A 15,171-nucleotide genomic window follows, 5' to 3' on the forward strand; every position below is an offset into this window, starting at 1 on the left:
TCCTCAGGCAAAAGCCACCACCAACAGCACCGCAAGCTCCACGGCGGCCAGGCCGCGGCAGAAGGCAACGAAGGCGTTACAATGTAACGGGTTGATCAAGGATCCCGGCAGCCAGCGGCGCAGTTGATAGAGCGGGGCGAACATCACCCGAAGCGGTTGGGCAAAACCGGTGGCGGTGATCACCATCGCCTCCTCATGACCATATCCGCAGGTCCAGGCGCTACCCTGTACCCGGCGAGGTTGACGACGGGTCTGATAACGTGCAGCAATCAATAGCGGCAGCAGCGGCATTGCCAGCAACAAAATGGCGATCAACGGGGTAGAAACCAAAGTGTCGGACACGGAGAGGGATTGTTCGGCCGTCATGCCGATCAGCCGGGCAAACAGCGGGATGATCCAGGGCGCACCCAGGCCGCAAACCAGACACAGCAACGCGGGCAGCGCATGGCTCAGCGTCAGGCACAGGTTAGCCTGCACGGCCTGGGCCGCAGCAGCGCAGCGCGGGGCTCCCAAACAGGCGACGCCAAACACCTTGCTGACGCACATCACTGCCAGCGCACCGGTCAGGGCCAGCGCCACCGCCAGCAACGGCCCGAACAGATGGCCAATAAAGCCAGGGGCCGCACTGAAATGGAACAGTCCCTGATAGATCAGCCATTCACTGGCGAAACCGTTCAATGGCGGCAGTGCGGCCATGGCCACCAGGCCGATCAGCAGAGAAATGGCAGTCCAGGGCATCAGCCGTGCCAGCCCACCCATTTTCTCCATGTCCTTCAGCCCGGTTTGTTGTTCGATGGTGCCCGCCGCCAACAGCAATGCGCTTTTGAACAGGCTGTGGTTCAACAAATGGAACAGGCCACCGATCAGGGCGAACGCCGTCAGTAATGGCTGTTGCAGCGCCATACCGACCATGGCACCGCCAATGCCCAGCAGGATGATGCCGATATTCTCCAGCGTGTGGTAAGCCAGCAAGCGCCGCAGATCGTGCTCCATCAGCGCATACAACCCGCCAAAAAATGCGGTGCCGGCGGCCAGCAGCAGGACCAGCAATCCCCACCACAGCGGGGGCGTACCCAGCAGATCCAGTCCTATCTTCAGGATCCCCAGCAGGCCGACCTTCATCAGTGCGCCGGAAAACAACGTGGCGGCAGAGGCCGGCGCGCTGCTGTGGGACTGAGGCACCCAGGCATGCAGCGGCATCACACCGGCAAAAATGCCAAACCCGGCCAACGCCAGCAGGAAGACGCCGTTACGCAGTGCATCCGGTAATGGCGTAGCGCGGATCACGCTGAATTGCAGGCTGTGGCTGTGGGTATAAATCAGTGCGAAAGCGATAACCAACAGCAGGGTGCCCAGGCGCATCAGCAAAAACTGACTGTGCCCGGCCCGCAGACTTTTCGCGTTCGGGGCGTGGACAATCAAGAAATAGCCGCACAGCGCCGCCAGTTCTAACAGCAACAGCAAGGCCAGTGCATTATCGGCGATCGCGGCGGCGCTGAGCGCTGCCAGCATCAGATTGATCAGCCCGCCCAACCGGCCACCTGCACTGGCGTTCAGCTTCGCGACGCTTCCGATGTGATACAGCGCGGCGCAGATCCCACACAAAGCCATCACCAGCAATAACAGCGCATTAATGCCGCTGATTTCCACCGCATAACGCAACCAGGGCAAACGGGCGCTGTGCAGCGGTGCGAACAGCAGTTGTCCGGCGGCCAACAAGGTGGCGATGGCACACAATAAGGTGCCGCCACCCAGCAAGGCATTGACACGCGGCCAGGGGGCCAGCAGCCAGCTCAGCAACGCGAACAGGAGATACCCGACGAATGCCAGAGTCAGCAACGACAATGGGTCGGGCGCAATGGGGTAAAACATCAATTCGGCTCCTTGCGGGATTCTGGGGCGGTAGCGAACGGCAGCTCGGCGCTGAGCGCCTGCATGGCGTTGCGCCTTTTCTGTTCACTGGCGTTACGCACGTCGTGGTCGCTGACCAAGCGAATGGCCTGGGTAGGACAGGTACGGATACAGGCCGGGCCTAAGGGGGTGAAAGCGCAAAGGTCGCACTTGACCGCCACGGCGCGGACGCCGGGCACGCAATCCAGGAAGGCGCCGATCGGCCGCGGCGCTTTGGCGGCAGGCAGGGCCAGCGGTGTGTTGCAGTCTGAGGGGATCGCTAACGGGGTGCTGCCGCCGAAGCCTATGGCGCCGAACGGGCAAGCAATACCGCAGAGTTTGCAACTGACGCACAGGCTTTCGTTCAGGACGATGGCGTCATCCTGATGGCGAATGGCGTTTACCGGACAGACCTGCGCGCAGGGCGCATCCTCACATTGATGGCACATCACCGGTGCCGAATCGCGGGCGTTACGAATCACCTGCAAGCGGGGTAATGCCTGCAAACCCCGTTGCCGATGTTCCGCAGAACAACTGGCCATGCAGGTATTGCAGCCAATACACAATTTGGGATCCGCAATAATAAAGCGGTTCATGCACACTCCTTGCTTCGTCATTTATGACGAAATCGTCAGTAAAAAATGACGTTTCGACAGTTTTCTGTCAGTGAGTAACGCCGACAGTCAGACGGACAGGGTTATTTTTTTCAGTGCGTCATGAATGGCGTGGCCGTCATGCAGCGAATCAAACAGGCATTGGTAAATAACGGCGATCTTATCCAGATAATGTTCAAATACCGCCGGCATATCGCGATTGTTTATTACACCGTCAATATTACCGTCTTCATCCAGCGAGGCATGGGCGAAGGGGGCGAAATTCTCCGCTTCATGCGGCGATGCCAAATTAATGCGATAGCAGATATCACGGCTGTAAAACCCCTCACTTAATTGAATGCTCACCGTGAAGTGGTTGAACAGTACAAAACGCAGATCGTCGTCCTGACCGTAAGTAAACTGATGATTAATCTTCTTTTTAGTGGTGGTAACCGCTTTGATTAAGGTGCTGTGGTAGGTTTGCCACTGCGCCATCAGGCGGTTGCTTTTGTTGGCGATATAATCGGCCTGGCTGGTTACTTCACTGATAGTACTCATTGTCGTCACTCAAAATTGATGGTCATTGTCGAATCGCTTCGGGTGAACGACTTAAAGCATAAAGCGTGCCAGTCTCTGGTGATTTTCATTATTTCCTTTTAATTCAATCATCAGGGTTGGAATTAATCTTTAAATTTGATTGGGGGGCGCCAGCTAATTACTGTCGACGTCATGACACTCGACAAATATGCCAAATGGGTTTTGGCACCATATTTGCAACGCAGGGTGACGAAACGTTTTATCACCCTGAGTGGAGGCCGGATGCACGAAATAACCTTGTGCCAACATGCGATGGAAATAATGCAGCAACAGGCTCGTCAACATCGTGCGAAACGTATTACCGCGGTGTGGTTCGAAGTTGGCGCATTTTCCTGCGTGGAGGCGGAATCGCTGCGGTTCTGTTTTGACATGGTATGTCGTGACACCCTGGCCGAAGGCTGTGAGCTGCATCTGACTGAACAACGCGCCTTGTCCTGGTGTTATGACTGCCAGGCTGACGTCGAGCTGTTGATCCCGCAGGTTTTGGTCTGCCCGCACTGCGCCGGAAGAAACCTACGGGTGCAGGCCGATGATGGGTTGCAAATAAAACGTCTGGAAATTGAATAACTGAAAGGAGAAAGAACATGTGCAGCACTTGCGGTTGTGCCCATGGGGAAATGACGATTGAAGGGCAAGCAAAGGTACCGTTTCGCCCGCAGCGGCCTCTGCAGGGGGACCTGCATTATGGACTGGGATTGGCGGGCACTCATGCGCCTGGCATCAGCCAGCGGCGAATGCTGGAAATAGAAACCCGGGTGTTGGATAAAAACGATCGTCTGGCCGAACGTAATCGCCAGTATTTTGCCGAGCAACACATCCTGGCGTTGAATCTGGTTTCCAGCCCCGGTTCTGGCAAAACCACCTTGCTGACCGAAACCCTGCTGCGGCTGCGCGGGATGCGTGAGTGCGCGGTGGTGGAAGGAGATCAGCAAACCACCAACGATGCCGAACGTATCCGCGCCACCGGCGTGCCGGCGATCCAGGTCAATACCGGCAAAGGCTGTCATCTGGATGCGCAAATGGTTCACGAAGCCGCCCAGCGTCTGGATCTCAAGCCCAGCAGCCTGCTGTTTATCGAAAATGTCGGCAACCTGGTTTGCCCAGCCAGCTTCGATCTGGGGGAGCGGCACAAGGTGGCGGTGCTGTCGGTCACTGAAGGGGAAGACAAGCCCCTCAAGTACCCGCATATGTTCGCCGCCGCACGTCTGATGCTGCTGAACAAGGTCGATCTGCTGCCGTACTTGAAGTTTGATCTGGCCGCCTGTATCGCCAATGCCCGTCAGGTTAATCCCGACATCGAGATAATTACCCTTTCTGCGACTCAGGGGGAAGGGATGGATCAGTGGTTGGCCTGGCTGGAGCGACAGCTATGTGCATAGGGATCCCCGGGCAGATCGTGGCGTTGGATCAACACCAGCCTCAGCACGCCTGGGCCGACGTCTGCGGCGTGCAGCGAGAAGTGAATATCGCATTGGTTTGCCGGGAGGGGGAACCCAAAGAAGCGATGCTGGGGTGTTGGGTATTGATTCACGTGGGCTTTGCGATGAGCCGCCTCGATCAACAAGAGGCCGAGGATATGCTGGCAGCACTGCAGGCGATGGGGGAAGTGGAACAGGACGTGGCGCTGTTTTTGGCGGGGGAGGATAACCATGGATTACGTAGATGAATTTCGCGATCCGCAGCGGGTGAAGAAACTGCTGCAACATATCTGGCACCGCGCCGCACAGTTGCCGTTTACCGCCGAACGACCGCTGCAAATCATGGAGGTGTGTGGTGGCCATACCCATGCGATATTCCGCTTTGGCCTGGATAAGCTGCTGCCGGCGCAAATCGAATTCATTCATGGCCCCGGCTGCCCGGTTTGCGTTTTACCTATGGGGCGCATCGACGCCTGCTGCGAAATCGCCGAGCACCCCGAAGTGATTTTTTGCACCTTCGGCGATGCGCTGCGAGTGCCAGGACAGCAGGGGTCTTTACTGCAGGCGCGCGAGCGCGGGGCCGACGTGCGCGTGGTCTACTCACCGCTGGATGCCCTGATGCTGGCGCGGCAAAATCCGCAACGGCAGGTGGTGTTCTTCGCGTTGGGTTTTGAAACCACCATGCCGGTCACGGCGATTACCCTGCAACAGGCCCGGCAGGAAGGCCTGGGCAACTTCAGCGTATTTTGTCAGCACATCAGCCTGATCCCCACCTTACGCAGCCTGCTGCAACAGCCGGATGTACGCATTGACGGTTTTCTGGCACCCGGCCACGTCAGCATGGTGATAGGCACCAAGCCCTATCATTTTATCAGCAGTCAATACCACAAACCCCTGGTGGTAACCGGCTTTGAGCCACTGGATATTTTGCAAGGGGTGCTGATGCTGGTCGAGCAGTTTCTTGGCCGACAAAGCCAAACAGAAAACCAATACCGGCGGGTGGTACCGGAACAGGGCAACCGGCTGGCACAGCAGGCGATGAGCGAAGTTTTTGTCCTCGGAGGCGGCAGCGAATGGCGCGGGCTGGGCACCATTGCCAACTCAGGCATTGCCCTCACGCCAGGCTACCAGGCTTTTGATGCCGAACGTCGTTTCCGTCCGCAGCGGCGGCAAGTGGCTGACGATCCGCGATCCCGCTGCGGAGACGTGCTCACCGGGCGATGCAAACCGCGCGACTGTCCGTTGTTTGGTCGCGGTTGTACGCCGCAAAACGCGTTTGGCGCGCTGATGGTCTCGTCCGAAGGGGCCTGCGCCGCCTGGTACCAATATCGCCGTGAAACAGAGGAGACGCCGGCATGAATAACGTGATTACTATGGCTCATGGCAGCGGTGGTGCTGCCATGCAGCAATTGCTGGACGATCTTTTCCTGCCGGCCTTTGCCAACCCGCAGTTGGATCAGCGTGAAGATCAGGCCCGGTTGGATTTGGCCGAGTTAACGCAGCAGGGCGATCGGCTGGCGTTTACCACCGACAGTTACGTGATTGACCCGATTTTCTTTCCGGGCGGTGACATAGGCAAGCTGGCCATCTGCGGTACGGCCAACGATCTGGCGGTGAGCGGCGCGTTGCCGCGCTATCTTTCCTGCGGCTTTATTCTCGAAGAAGGCTTGCCGCTGCCCGAGTTACAACGCGTGGTCGCCTCGATGGCCGCCACCGCGCAGCAGGCCGGTATTCGCATTGCCACCGGGGATACCAAGGTAGTGCAGCGTGGCGCAGCCGACAAAGTGTTTATCAATACCGCCGGTATCGGGGTGATCCCGTCCGGTCTGAACTGGGCGGCGCAAAATATCCGCGTCGGCGATGCCGTGATTGTCAGCGGCACCCTCGGGGATCACGGGGCAACTATTCTCAACCTGCGCGAAAAGTTGGGTATGTCTCTGGACGTGATCAGCGACTGTGCGGTGTTAACGCCGTTAATTGAGCCATTGCGTGCCATTGACGGTGTGCGGGCGATGCGTGATGCGACCCGTGGCGGGGTGAATGCCATTTTGCATGAGTTCTCCCGTGCGGCCGGCGTGGGCATCGAGGTGCAAGAAAGCCTGTTGCCGATCGCCCCGGCAGTGCGTGGCATTTGTGAATTGCTGGGGTTGGACGCCATTAATTTTGCCAACGAGGGAAAACTGGTGGTCGTGGCCGCACCGCAAGCCGCACAGAACGTGCTCAGTGCCTTGCGTGCTCACCCATTGGGCGCGGATGCGGCGCTGATTGGTACAGTGACGGAGGGGCGACAGGTAAGGCTGCAGGGTGCTTATGGCATCAGCCGCCTGTTGGATTTGCCGCATGCCGAGCCTTTGCCGCGGATTTGTTGATCCCGTCGGGGGAGAACGTCGCGGCCCTGCGTTACACTTTGCGATGTGACTCACAAATCTTCATCGCGACTCAGGCAAGTGATAAACAATGTCGAATGCACAATTAGAAAAACAAGAACTACTGGAAATTACCCGCACGCTGCTGAGCCAGCGCAGTTTCACCGATCTGTTGCTGCAACTGCGTCAGATACTGCAACGCCTGCAATTGGCGGATCAGGTCACGCTGGTACTGTTTGACCCCGACAGCGAACGGGTCAGCTTTTATGGCCTGGATGCACATCGACAGCCGGTGAGCTATCAGGATGAGACCCTGCTGGCAAATGGCCCGGTAAGTCGGCTGCGACAAAGCCCGCTGCCACAGCGCTGGCAGAGCGATGATCTGCACGCGCGCTATCCGCAAATCGGGGCTCTGGCGCTGTATTTACCCTTTAATCAGTATTGCCTGATGCCGCTGCATGCAGGCGGTACCCTGATTGGCGGTTGTGAAGTGTTACGTTGTCACCCGATGCCGTTCGCCGACGCCAGCCTGGTGCAGTTGCAGACACTGATGGAGTTGGTGGCATTGGCGGCAGAGCAGCTCCAGCTGCGGGAGGAGGCGGAACTCCGTCAACGGCAATTGCGCCATGAACGAGATGATTATCGTATTTTGGTCGACGTGACCAACGCGGTGCTGTCGAAACTCGATTTGGATGATTTGATCGGTGAGATCTCAAAGGAAATTCACCGTTTCTTCAAAATCGACGCGATCAGCATTGTACTTTGCGTCGATAAAACCGAACAGGTCACCATTTATTCCACCCACTATTTGCAAGATGACGTGGTTGAGCGTCAGCAGTACAGCGTAGCGCTGGCGGGCACCTTGTCGGAACAGGTGATGCAAAGCGGTGAAATGCTGCTGTTGAATCTGAAGCATTCCGACCGGCTGGCGGCCTATGAGCGCCAGCTGTTCGATCTCTGGCATGAGCAAATTCAAACGCTGTGCGTACTGCCGTTAGTTTTCGGCAACAAAACCCTGGGCGTACTCAAGCTGGCGCAATGTCAGCCGGACAACTTCAACGCTGCCAACCTGCGGGTGTTGCAGCAGATCGCCGAGCGTATCGCGATTGCGGTGGATAACGCGCTGGCCTATCAGGAAATTAACCGGCTCAAAGAGAGCCTGGTGCATGAGAACCTGTATCTGACCGAGCAGATTAACGGCAATAACCCGGACTTCGGCGAGATTGTCGGCCGCAGCGTGGTGATGTCCGCCGTGCTCAAACAGGTGGAAATGGTAGCGAAAAGCGACTGTTCGGTGCTGATCCTCGGCGAAACCGGCACCGGTAAAGAGCTGATAGCCCGTGCCATCCACAACCTCAGCGAACGACGCGATCAGCGCATGGTGAAAATGAACTGCGCAGTCATGCCGGCCGGATTGCTGGAAAGCGATCTGTTTGGTCATGAAAAAGGGGCATTTACCGGGGCGACCAATCAACGAATGGGGCGTTTTGAACTGGCGGACAAGGGAACGCTGTTTCTGGATGAGGTAGGCGAAATTCCCGTAGAGCTGCAACCGAAACTGCTGCGGGTACTGCAGGAGAGGGAGTTCGAGCGCGTTGGCGGTAACAAGGTGATTTCGGTGGACGTGCGCCTGATTGCCGCGACCAACCGGGATCTGCAACAGATGGTGGCCGACCGCGAGTTTCGCAGCGATCTCTTCTATCGGCTTAACGTCTTCCCGATCGTTATTCCGCCATTGCGTGAGAGGCCGGAAGACATCCCACAGTTAGTGAAGTTTCTGACCTACAAAATTGCGCGCCGTATGAAACGTACCATCGACAGTATCCCGGCGGAAACCTTGCGCCTGCTGAGCCAAATGCCCTGGCCGGGAAACGTGCGCGAGCTTGAGAACGTCATCGAACGTGCGGTACTGCTGACGCGTGGTACGGTGCTTAACCTGCAACTGCCTGAGTTGCAATATCCGGTCCCATCGATGGCGCTCCCGGTTCCCAAAGCGGAGCCCAGTCAGCCAGGGGAAGATGAGCGCCAGCAGATTATCAGGGTGCTGAAGGAAACCAACGGCGTGGTTGCCGGCCCACGCGGCGCCGCTCAGCGCCTGGGACTGAAACGCACCACGCTGCTTTCACGCATGAAGAAATGGGGGATTTTGGTTAAGTGAAGCGCCGCGTGGGTTAGGGGCAGCTAATGAGGAATATCCCTCATTGCGGCTTTAGGCTGAGTTACCTAAGCTAAAGCTGCAATGCAAATCGCACATAAGGAGATCATCATGACTAACTTACCATCCGAAGATCGTAATCCTGCCCCTGATGCCGCTGAAGAAAATGCGTTCTTTCCGTCACCTTACTCTTTGAGTAAATACACGTCGGCAAAGACGGATTTTGACGGCGCCCACTATCCTGCGCCTTATAAAGGCGGCAAGTGGAAGGTGTTGATGATTGCGTCTCAGGAACGCTATCTGATGATGCAAAACGGAAAATTTTTCTCTACCGGGAACCATCCTGTGGAGATGTTATTGCCCATGCACCACATGGATCTTGCCGGATTCGAAATCGACGTTGCAACGCCATCCGGCGACCCGGTAAAGCTTGAGATGTGGGCATTCCCTGGTGAGGATGCGGCGGTCAAGGCCACCTATGAGAAATATCGCCGTCAGCTCAAGCAACCGAAAAAGCTGACTGAGGTAGTGAAGGACTTGGATGCGGGTAATTATATCGGTGTCTTTATCCCGGGCGGTCATGGGGTACTTAACGACATTCCCTTCAGCGAAGACGTGAAAAAAGCGCTGTTCTGGGCGCATGACAACGACCGTTACGTGATTTCACTGTGCCACGGGCCTGCCGGATTGTTGGCGGCGGGTTTGGGTGAGGACAAGGAAAACTTCTTGTATCGCGGTTACGAGATCTGTGTGTTCCCCGACTCGCTAGATACCGGCGCCAATATCGATATCGGTTATATTCCGGGCCCAATGCCCTGGCTGGTCGGTGAACGCCTTCGCGAACTGGGCGTCAAGATCCTCAACAGCGACATCACCGGGAAAGTCCACAAAGACCGTCGTTTGTTGACCGGCGACAGCCCGTTGGCCTCCAACAATCTGGGTAAGTTGGCCGCAGAGACGTTGCTTGCCGACGTTGCGGCTCGATGAACGGCGTCAGTGACGCGACATAGGTTTAAGAACGGCGTTCTGTTTTGCCCTGGCATCTGCAAGGGTGAAATAAATCTGACGACGAAAAAACGATATTATTCAGAGGGGGAGTGATTAAGGCTCAACCCACGCCAGCAGGCGCGGGTTGAGCAGATTCAACGAGATTTATGACGTTGCGTCACCGATATCCATCGGCTTTTGTTTACGAAGCAGGTGCAGCAGCAATGATACGCGGCGCTCTGTCCGTTCCGGCGTGTCCGGTGGCAAGTTATAACGCAGAGTGTAACGCTCGTTTTTTTCATTGAAGAAATCGATGACCAGTACGGGGACCGAAGCACCCACCACTTTTCGATAGTTCAATGAGATACCTGACAACCTTCTATTCATTGAAACATCCATTATTCATTACCCTACAGCCAGGGGACGACGGGTTGACATGGCGATGCGGCCGATGCCAAAACTGAGCGCCGCGCCCAACAGCAGGATCAGCAATGAACCCCATGCCGCGCGTGATACCTGTTTGGCCGCCACTTCTGCCGCTTCGCGGGCTTTTTGCTCGGCCTGCGCCTTCAGCTGGTCGACCTTTTGTACCGCCTGCTGATAAGCCTGGGCATAGTTGTCTACGATCTGGGTCGCTTCTGCACGGCTCTTGCCTGTACGGGCTGCGACGATATTCACCAGCGCATCCTTATCTGCCGCATTCAGGGTAGGCTCACCGGATTGCTTGACGCGCTCAAACCATTGCTTGAGCTCTGCAGCTGCCTGGGTTGGGTCAGTGGCTGCATCAGTAGCGGTTTGCTTACCATCCGCAGCGACGCTATCGCTCTTTTGTTCCAGCTTGGACGGGTCCAGCTCAGCCTTGCCGCTTTGCTTGAGGGTGGTGGTTAACTGGTTTTCCAAACTGCTCCAATCCAGGCTGATGCCATTCTTGTCTAACTGCTGTTTGACGTTTTCGCCAATGCCCGGCGCTGCGGCGGCAATACCGTTGCCGGCCAAAGAGAGCCCCTTGCCGACGGCGCTACCGGCCAGGCCGACCACGCCGCTCGCCACAGAAATCACCAGCCAGGTCGTCAGTAATGTGGTCACTGCCCAGCTCAACAGACCGTGCAAACCGCCGCGGTTTGGCGCAGTTCTGCCGGCGACAAATGCACCAGCCGCCAGCGAGACCAGGGTAGTGACAAACAACCAGATCCCGGTGCCCGTGCCAAAGCCACTCAGAGGGTTGCCCTCATGCAACGGATCCACGGCCGAAGCGCCGATGGCCGTGCCCAGCACGCTCAGTATCAGATAGGTCACCAACGCCATGGCACTCCCGGCCAATACCGAACCCCATGAAACGTGAAACGCAAAGCGATTGGATTCATAGACAGTGGTCATTGTTATTCCTTATATTGACTAAACAAGTGGTTGTACGCACAGCACAGGGCCGCGCCGACAGAATCAGTCTGCCGCTTGGCACCACTGACCGTCCCGGTTCATTTGCACCGACAAAGCTAGTGCATTCACACCCCGCGAATGCACCTGTTACGCACTATGCTGTTGGGAACAGCGCCACTATTAGGCACTTCGATCGCCGTCAGGCGGCCAAGCCACTTCGTCTTTTGGAGAAAACATGAGTCAGTCCATCCTTGCCAACGAAACTAACCGTAGCCAGCTACAACAGATCATCTCAGGGTTGTCGGAAGGGGTGATCCTGGCCGAGGTCGACCAGACCATTCTGTGGGCTAACGAGGCAGCGCTGAGCATGCATGGGTTGAGCAAGTTGAGTGAGCTGGGTGCCAATGGCGGTGAATATGCGGAGCGCTTTGCCTTGCGTTATCGCAACAATCACCCTTTGACGCCGGAACAGTATCCGATTAACCGGGCCGCCAACGGCGAGACCTTCAGCGACGTACTGGTCGAAGTTCGGCCCGCCAGCGAATCGGAGTACCTGTGGGTTCACCGTTTACGTAGCCTGGTGATCACCGACAGTAAAGGGCAAGCCGAATTGCTGGTTTTGATCCTGAGTGATGCCACCGAGTGGGCCAGTGCCGAGCAACGTTTTGAAAAGACGTTCAACGCCAACCCGGCACCGGCAGTGATCTGCAGCCTGAGCGACCTGCGCTACATAAAGGTCAACCAGGGGTTCCTCGATATGACGGGCTATACACGCGATCAGGTGATGGGCACTTCGGTGTATGCGCTGGACGTGCTGGAACAGGCGGAACGCAAGGAACAAGCGGTGCAATTGCTGAGCGAAGGGGCGACCATTCCACAGATGCAGGCCGAGCTGAAGCTGCCGGCCGGCGGAACCAAGCTGGTGATCGTCGCCGGCCAGCCGCTGGACATCAATGAAGAAGATTGCATGCTGTTTACCTTTACCGACCTCGAACCTCGTCGCAAGGCGGAGTCGGCGCTGCGCGAGAGTGAAGAGCGGTTTGCGAAGTCCTTTCGTTTAAGTCCGGTGCCCACGCTGGTGTGCACGGCGGACAAGCAGCGGGTGCTGGACATCAATGAGGCCTTTATAAAAACCACCGGATACGCCGCCGAGGAGTTAATCGGCAAGACGGTCGAAGAGATCAATGTTATCGATGGGCAAGGGGAATGCCGGCGGTTATTTGCCACGTTGGAAAAAAGCGGTAACGTCGAGAATCAAGACCTTAAAATACGCAAAAAGAGCAATGAAACCATCGACTGCGTGGCTTCAGCGGATGCCGTGAGCATTCAGGATGCCCGCTGTTATCTCCTGGTACTGATGGATATTACCGAACGCAAACGCTCTGAACTTGATCTGGTGGCTGCCATCGAGGAAGTCATGCAAGACGCTTCCTGGTTTAGCCAGACATTGCTCGAAAAACTGGCCAATGTGAAAAGTATCAATAAGCCTAACCTGGCGGGGTTTTCCTTCACCGATCTTACCGCCCGCGAGCGCGACGTATTGGGGTTGATTTGCGAGGGGCTGCCGGACAAAAAGATCGCCGCACGCCTTAATCTTGCCCCGAATACGGTGCGTAATCATGTGGCGACGGTCTATTCCAAACTCGACGTCCATAGCCGCGCCGAAGCCATCGTCTGGGCCAGAGAGCGGGGGCTGTTTGCCGGTGAACGGTCATCTAAAAATGGAAAGTAGGGTGCAAATGCACTGACCAATCCCCTGCAAATTGACCTTATGAGCGGTTCATCAACGGCTTACTATCGTGAGACAAGGCAGGCATTTGCACTATGCAAACGTCGAAACAAACCTCACTCAGGAGTGCAGAATGAACAGCGATAAAATCAACGGCGTGATGGATAAAGTGGTAGGCAAGGCGCAGGAAGTGGCCGGTGATGTTACCGGCGATGAGCGTTTGCAGGCTGAGGGATCTACCCGCTACGTTGCCGGCGCACTACAAGAAAAATATGGCGATGCTGTTAGCTGCGTCAGCGATCTGGTCAAGAAGAAACCTCTCACTACGGTAGCGATTTTTGCCGGCGTGAGCCTGTTGGCAGGCCTGCTGCTACGTCGCCGCTGAGGCTGTGGATTGACTGATTACCGCAAATAAACCCCAGCCTGACTCGCCCGCATCCTGCGGGCGAATGCTTTCCCCGCGCCACTGCACATTGTATTTTGTGACAAAAAAGCCTCTTTTACTCCCCCTCGTTTTTTGCGTCTGAGCCATAGGTTCTATATATTTATTAACAGGCTCTGAATAAAGATGCGAATATCAGCCCGCATTGTGCATCAGTGGCCAGTATAATCAGTTTGCAAAGATGTTGACGGAACATGTGCTTTCGGGAGCAGAGTAAAGGTCAGTGAGGAACCTATTGCCTCTTGATGTTGCAACCGAGCAGACAACGACTCACAGGTTACGAGGAACTATCATGCATAAAAGAACACTGGCGTCATTGCACTACGATAAAATGCCTTACGATGGGGTGTATTACCATATTTTGAAACGCGAGGCACATGGGCACACGGCGCTGTTGAAACTTGATGCTGGCAGTCACCAGTCAGCCCGCCTGCATCCGGGCTGGGTCAAACTGATGGTCCTGTCCGGTGAGCTTAAGATCGGCGACCAAACCCTGCAGTCCCATGAAATGTTTATGATCCCGGCCAATACCGCCTATACCGTGGATGCTCTCACAGAGGTTTACTGTCTCGCGATTTCCGAACTGGATGGCGTGGAGTTGGCGCGCTAATTCTTGTTCTGCCAGCCTGCCGAACACTGAGCGCAGGCGACAATCCCACTCTATTTTTCAGACCTGTCTATCACGGGCCAACCTTGTTGGCCTGTCAGGCAGTGCCAATAAGGAGGGCGCTTTGAGCCATTCCACAGCGTTGTTAACCAAAATCCAGTCTCTGGAAACGATGTTGCATCAGCCACTGCTGCGAAACGATTCGGTTACGGTGGAAAAACTGTTGCATGATGATTTTGAAGAGATCGGCCGTTCGGGACAGCGCTACAACAAAAGGCATACCATTGCGGCATTGCAGGAAGAAACTGGCCAGGCGCCTATTTATGCCGAAAATTTCAAGCTGTCCACTATTGCCGAAGGAGTGGTGTTACTAACCTACAGAAGTTTTCAACGCAGTGCCGACGGCAACGTGACCCGCAGTACTTTGCGCTCTTCGATCTGGCTGCGATCGTCGAGCGAGAACGATGACCATTGGCAGATGCGGTTCCATCAGGGAACGCCAACGGCAGAGTGAATCCATGTAGTTACGGATCCTCCATCAGGCCTATCAACCGTTGCATATTGTCCCCACAGGAAATACCCTCCGGCCGATTTTTGAGGTTGGCGATCATAGCCAATATTGCTTTTTTGCTCTCCTTAAGTTGTTGTTGTAGTTGCTCAATCTCGGCTACGCGGGTATTGAGGGAATGGATCAGCCCTTCGTGATCCCAGCCCGCTTGATTGTGCGGCAGGAACTGACGTATTTGTTCAAGCGAAAAGCCTGCCTGCTGGGCGTTATCGATGATCTTCAGTACACCTGCAACTTCGGGTGCGTAGTTTCGGTAGCCATTGCCTTGACGTGGAGGAGGGCTGATTAAGCCTTCTGCCTCGTAGAAACGAATCCGGGAGGGAGAGAGCCCCGTTGCCTTTGCCAAATCCCCAATCTTCATACCGTTCGAAAAACCCCTATTGACCTTAAAGCTAACTTTAAACCTATACTCTCTAAACGGTCAACGCAGGACCGAAGGCAA

General features: G+C 56.0%; 17 protein-coding genes. 11 read left to right on the plus strand and 6 right to left on the minus strand.

What is annotated here, in order from left to right; genetic code table 11:
* Positions 1-3: 3 nt before the first annotated feature.
* From H0S68_RS11965 to hycA, 3 genes are all read right to left on the minus strand, one after another.
* Positions 4-1,872, minus strand: coding sequence for a proton-conducting transporter membrane subunit (locus H0S68_RS11965; RefSeq protein WP_410529427.1), 1,869 nt, complete (start codon positions 1,870-1,872; stop codon positions 4-6).
* The gene (locus tag H0S68_RS11970; protein ID WP_020826909.1) at positions 1,872-2,486 is read right to left on the minus strand and encodes a 4Fe-4S dicluster domain-containing protein; all 615 of its coding nucleotides are present in this window, start codon (positions 2,484-2,486) and stop codon (positions 1,872-1,874) included. The genes H0S68_RS11965 and H0S68_RS11970 overlap by 1 nt, the downstream gene beginning before the upstream one ends.
* Before the next feature lie 87 nt (positions 2,487-2,573).
* On the minus strand, positions 2,574-3,041 hold the full coding sequence (gene hycA / locus H0S68_RS11975; RefSeq protein WP_020826910.1) for a formate hydrogenlyase regulator HycA: 468 nt from the start codon (positions 3,039-3,041) through the stop codon (positions 2,574-2,576).
* 261 nt (positions 3,042-3,302) lie between these two features.
* Here hycA and hypA point away from each other — a divergent pair, with 261 nt between their 5' ends.
* The 7 genes from hypA (at position 3,303) to hchA (ending at position 10,006) form a co-directional block, all read left to right on the plus strand.
* Entirely contained in the window at positions 3,303-3,647 is a 345-nt protein-coding gene (hypA, locus tag H0S68_RS11980; RefSeq protein WP_130015745.1) for a hydrogenase maturation nickel metallochaperone HypA, read from the plus strand.
* A gap of 17 nt (positions 3,648-3,664) precedes the next feature.
* The gene (hypB, locus tag H0S68_RS11985) at positions 3,665-4,459 is read left to right on the plus strand and encodes a hydrogenase nickel incorporation protein HypB (RefSeq protein ID WP_410529428.1); all 795 of its coding nucleotides are present in this window, start codon (positions 3,665-3,667) and stop codon (positions 4,457-4,459) included.
* Entirely contained in the window at positions 4,450-4,746 is a 297-nt protein-coding gene (hypC, locus tag H0S68_RS11990; RefSeq protein ID WP_020826913.1) for a HypC/HybG/HupF family hydrogenase formation chaperone, read from the plus strand. Before hypB ends, hypC begins: the two co-directional genes overlap by 10 nt.
* Positions 4,730-5,857 carry a hydrogenase formation protein HypD gene (hypD, locus tag H0S68_RS11995; protein WP_201896382.1) on the plus strand — a complete coding sequence of 376 codons (1,128 nt, stop codon included), beginning with the start codon at positions 4,730-4,732 and terminating at the stop codon, positions 5,855-5,857. Before hypC ends, hypD begins: the two co-directional genes overlap by 17 nt.
* Positions 5,854-6,867 carry a hydrogenase expression/formation protein HypE gene (gene hypE, locus H0S68_RS12000; RefSeq protein WP_261439550.1) on the plus strand — a complete coding sequence of 338 codons (1,014 nt, stop codon included), beginning with the start codon at positions 5,854-5,856 and terminating at the stop codon, positions 6,865-6,867. The genes hypD and hypE overlap by 4 nt, the downstream gene beginning before the upstream one ends.
* An 88-nt stretch (positions 6,868-6,955) precedes the next feature.
* Positions 6,956-9,022, plus strand: coding sequence for a formate hydrogenlyase transcriptional activator FlhA (flhA, locus tag H0S68_RS12005; protein ID WP_401422220.1), 2,067 nt, complete (start codon positions 6,956-6,958; stop codon positions 9,020-9,022).
* Between the two features lie 108 nt (positions 9,023-9,130).
* Complete coding sequence (gene hchA, locus H0S68_RS12010; RefSeq protein WP_046373535.1) at positions 9,131-10,006, plus strand: glyoxalase III HchA; 876 nt, start codon at positions 9,131-9,133, stop codon at positions 10,004-10,006.
* A 165-nt stretch (positions 10,007-10,171) separates the two neighbouring features.
* Here the strand turns inward: hchA and H0S68_RS12015 are convergent, their stop codons facing one another.
* Together H0S68_RS12015 and H0S68_RS12020 are read right to left on the minus strand one after the other, a co-directional pair.
* Positions 10,172-10,393, minus strand: coding sequence for a hypothetical protein (locus H0S68_RS12015; RefSeq protein ID WP_041414564.1), 222 nt, complete (start codon positions 10,391-10,393; stop codon positions 10,172-10,174).
* Positions 10,394-10,411: 18 nt separating this feature from the next.
* On the minus strand, positions 10,412-11,383 hold the full coding sequence (locus tag H0S68_RS12020; RefSeq protein WP_129940613.1) for a hypothetical protein: 972 nt from the start codon (positions 11,381-11,383) through the stop codon (positions 10,412-10,414).
* A gap of 235 nt (positions 11,384-11,618) precedes the next feature.
* Here H0S68_RS12020 and H0S68_RS12025 point away from each other — a divergent pair, with 235 nt between their 5' ends.
* The 4 genes from H0S68_RS12025 (at position 11,619) to H0S68_RS12040 (ending at position 14,675) form a co-directional block, all read left to right on the plus strand.
* Positions 11,619-13,115 (plus strand): helix-turn-helix transcriptional regulator, encoded by a 1,497-nt coding sequence (locus H0S68_RS12025; RefSeq protein ID WP_116690457.1) that lies wholly within the window; start codon positions 11,619-11,621, stop codon positions 13,113-13,115.
* Positions 13,116-13,245: 130 nt separating this feature from the next.
* On the plus strand, positions 13,246-13,497 hold the full coding sequence (locus tag H0S68_RS12030; protein ID WP_020826921.1) for a CsbD family protein: 252 nt from the start codon (positions 13,246-13,248) through the stop codon (positions 13,495-13,497).
* Between the two features lie 349 nt (positions 13,498-13,846).
* A complete protein-coding gene (locus H0S68_RS12035) occupies positions 13,847-14,164 on the plus strand; it encodes a hypothetical protein (protein WP_020826922.1) in 318 nt (105 codons plus the stop codon).
* Positions 14,165-14,285: 121 nt separating this feature from the next.
* On the plus strand, positions 14,286-14,675 hold the full coding sequence (locus H0S68_RS12040; RefSeq protein WP_262214970.1) for a nuclear transport factor 2 family protein: 390 nt from the start codon (positions 14,286-14,288) through the stop codon (positions 14,673-14,675).
* A 10-nt stretch (positions 14,676-14,685) separates the two neighbouring features.
* Here H0S68_RS12040 and H0S68_RS12045 read toward each other — a convergent pair whose 3' ends face one another.
* Positions 14,686-15,090, minus strand: coding sequence for a MerR family transcriptional regulator (locus tag H0S68_RS12045; RefSeq protein ID WP_128864881.1), 405 nt, complete (start codon positions 15,088-15,090; stop codon positions 14,686-14,688).
* Positions 15,091-15,171: the final 81 nt, after the last annotated feature.

Origin of the sequence: Serratia sp. AXJ-M (genome assembly GCF_046531865.1) — a bacterium.
Lineage (GTDB): Bacteria > Pseudomonadota > Gammaproteobacteria > Enterobacterales > Enterobacteriaceae > Serratia > Serratia liquefaciens.

Excerpts from the sequence above, each read along its gene's own strand:
- H0S68_RS12025 (WP_116690457.1), top strand. The coding sequence starts at position 11,619 with ATGAGTCAGTCCATCCTTGCCAACGAAACTAACCGTAGCCAGCTACAA.
- H0S68_RS11970 (WP_020826909.1), bottom strand. The coding sequence starts at position 2,486 with ATGAACCGCTTTATTATTGCGGATCCCAAATTGTGTATTGGCTGCAAT.
- hypB (WP_410529428.1), top strand. The coding sequence starts at position 3,665 with ATGTGCAGCACTTGCGGTTGTGCCCATGGGGAAATGACGATTGAAGGG.
- hypC (WP_020826913.1), top strand. The coding sequence starts at position 4,450 with ATGTGCATAGGGATCCCCGGGCAGATCGTGGCGTTGGATCAACACCAG.
- H0S68_RS11965 (WP_410529427.1), bottom strand. The coding sequence starts at position 1,872 with ATGTTTTACCCCATTGCGCCCGACCCATTGTCGTTGCTGACTCTGGCA.
- H0S68_RS12020 (WP_129940613.1), bottom strand. The coding sequence starts at position 11,383 with ATGACCACTGTCTATGAATCCAATCGCTTTGCGTTTCACGTTTCATGG.
- H0S68_RS12035 (WP_020826922.1), top strand. The coding sequence starts at position 13,847 with ATGCATAAAAGAACACTGGCGTCATTGCACTACGATAAAATGCCTTAC.
- hypE (WP_261439550.1), top strand. The coding sequence starts at position 5,854 with ATGAATAACGTGATTACTATGGCTCATGGCAGCGGTGGTGCTGCCATG.
- H0S68_RS12045 (WP_128864881.1), bottom strand. The coding sequence starts at position 15,090 with ATGAAGATTGGGGATTTGGCAAAGGCAACGGGGCTCTCTCCCTCCCGG.
- hycA (WP_020826910.1), bottom strand. The coding sequence starts at position 3,041 with ATGAGTACTATCAGTGAAGTAACCAGCCAGGCCGATTATATCGCCAAC.
- hypA (WP_130015745.1), top strand. The coding sequence starts at position 3,303 with ATGCACGAAATAACCTTGTGCCAACATGCGATGGAAATAATGCAGCAA.
- hypD (WP_201896382.1), top strand. The coding sequence starts at position 4,730 with ATGGATTACGTAGATGAATTTCGCGATCCGCAGCGGGTGAAGAAACTG.
- H0S68_RS12015 (WP_041414564.1), bottom strand. The coding sequence starts at position 10,393 with ATGAATAGAAGGTTGTCAGGTATCTCATTGAACTATCGAAAAGTGGTG.
- hchA (WP_046373535.1), top strand. The coding sequence starts at position 9,131 with ATGACTAACTTACCATCCGAAGATCGTAATCCTGCCCCTGATGCCGCT.
- flhA (WP_401422220.1), top strand. The coding sequence starts at position 6,956 with ATGTCGAATGCACAATTAGAAAAACAAGAACTACTGGAAATTACCCGC.
- H0S68_RS12030 (WP_020826921.1), top strand. The coding sequence starts at position 13,246 with ATGAACAGCGATAAAATCAACGGCGTGATGGATAAAGTGGTAGGCAAG.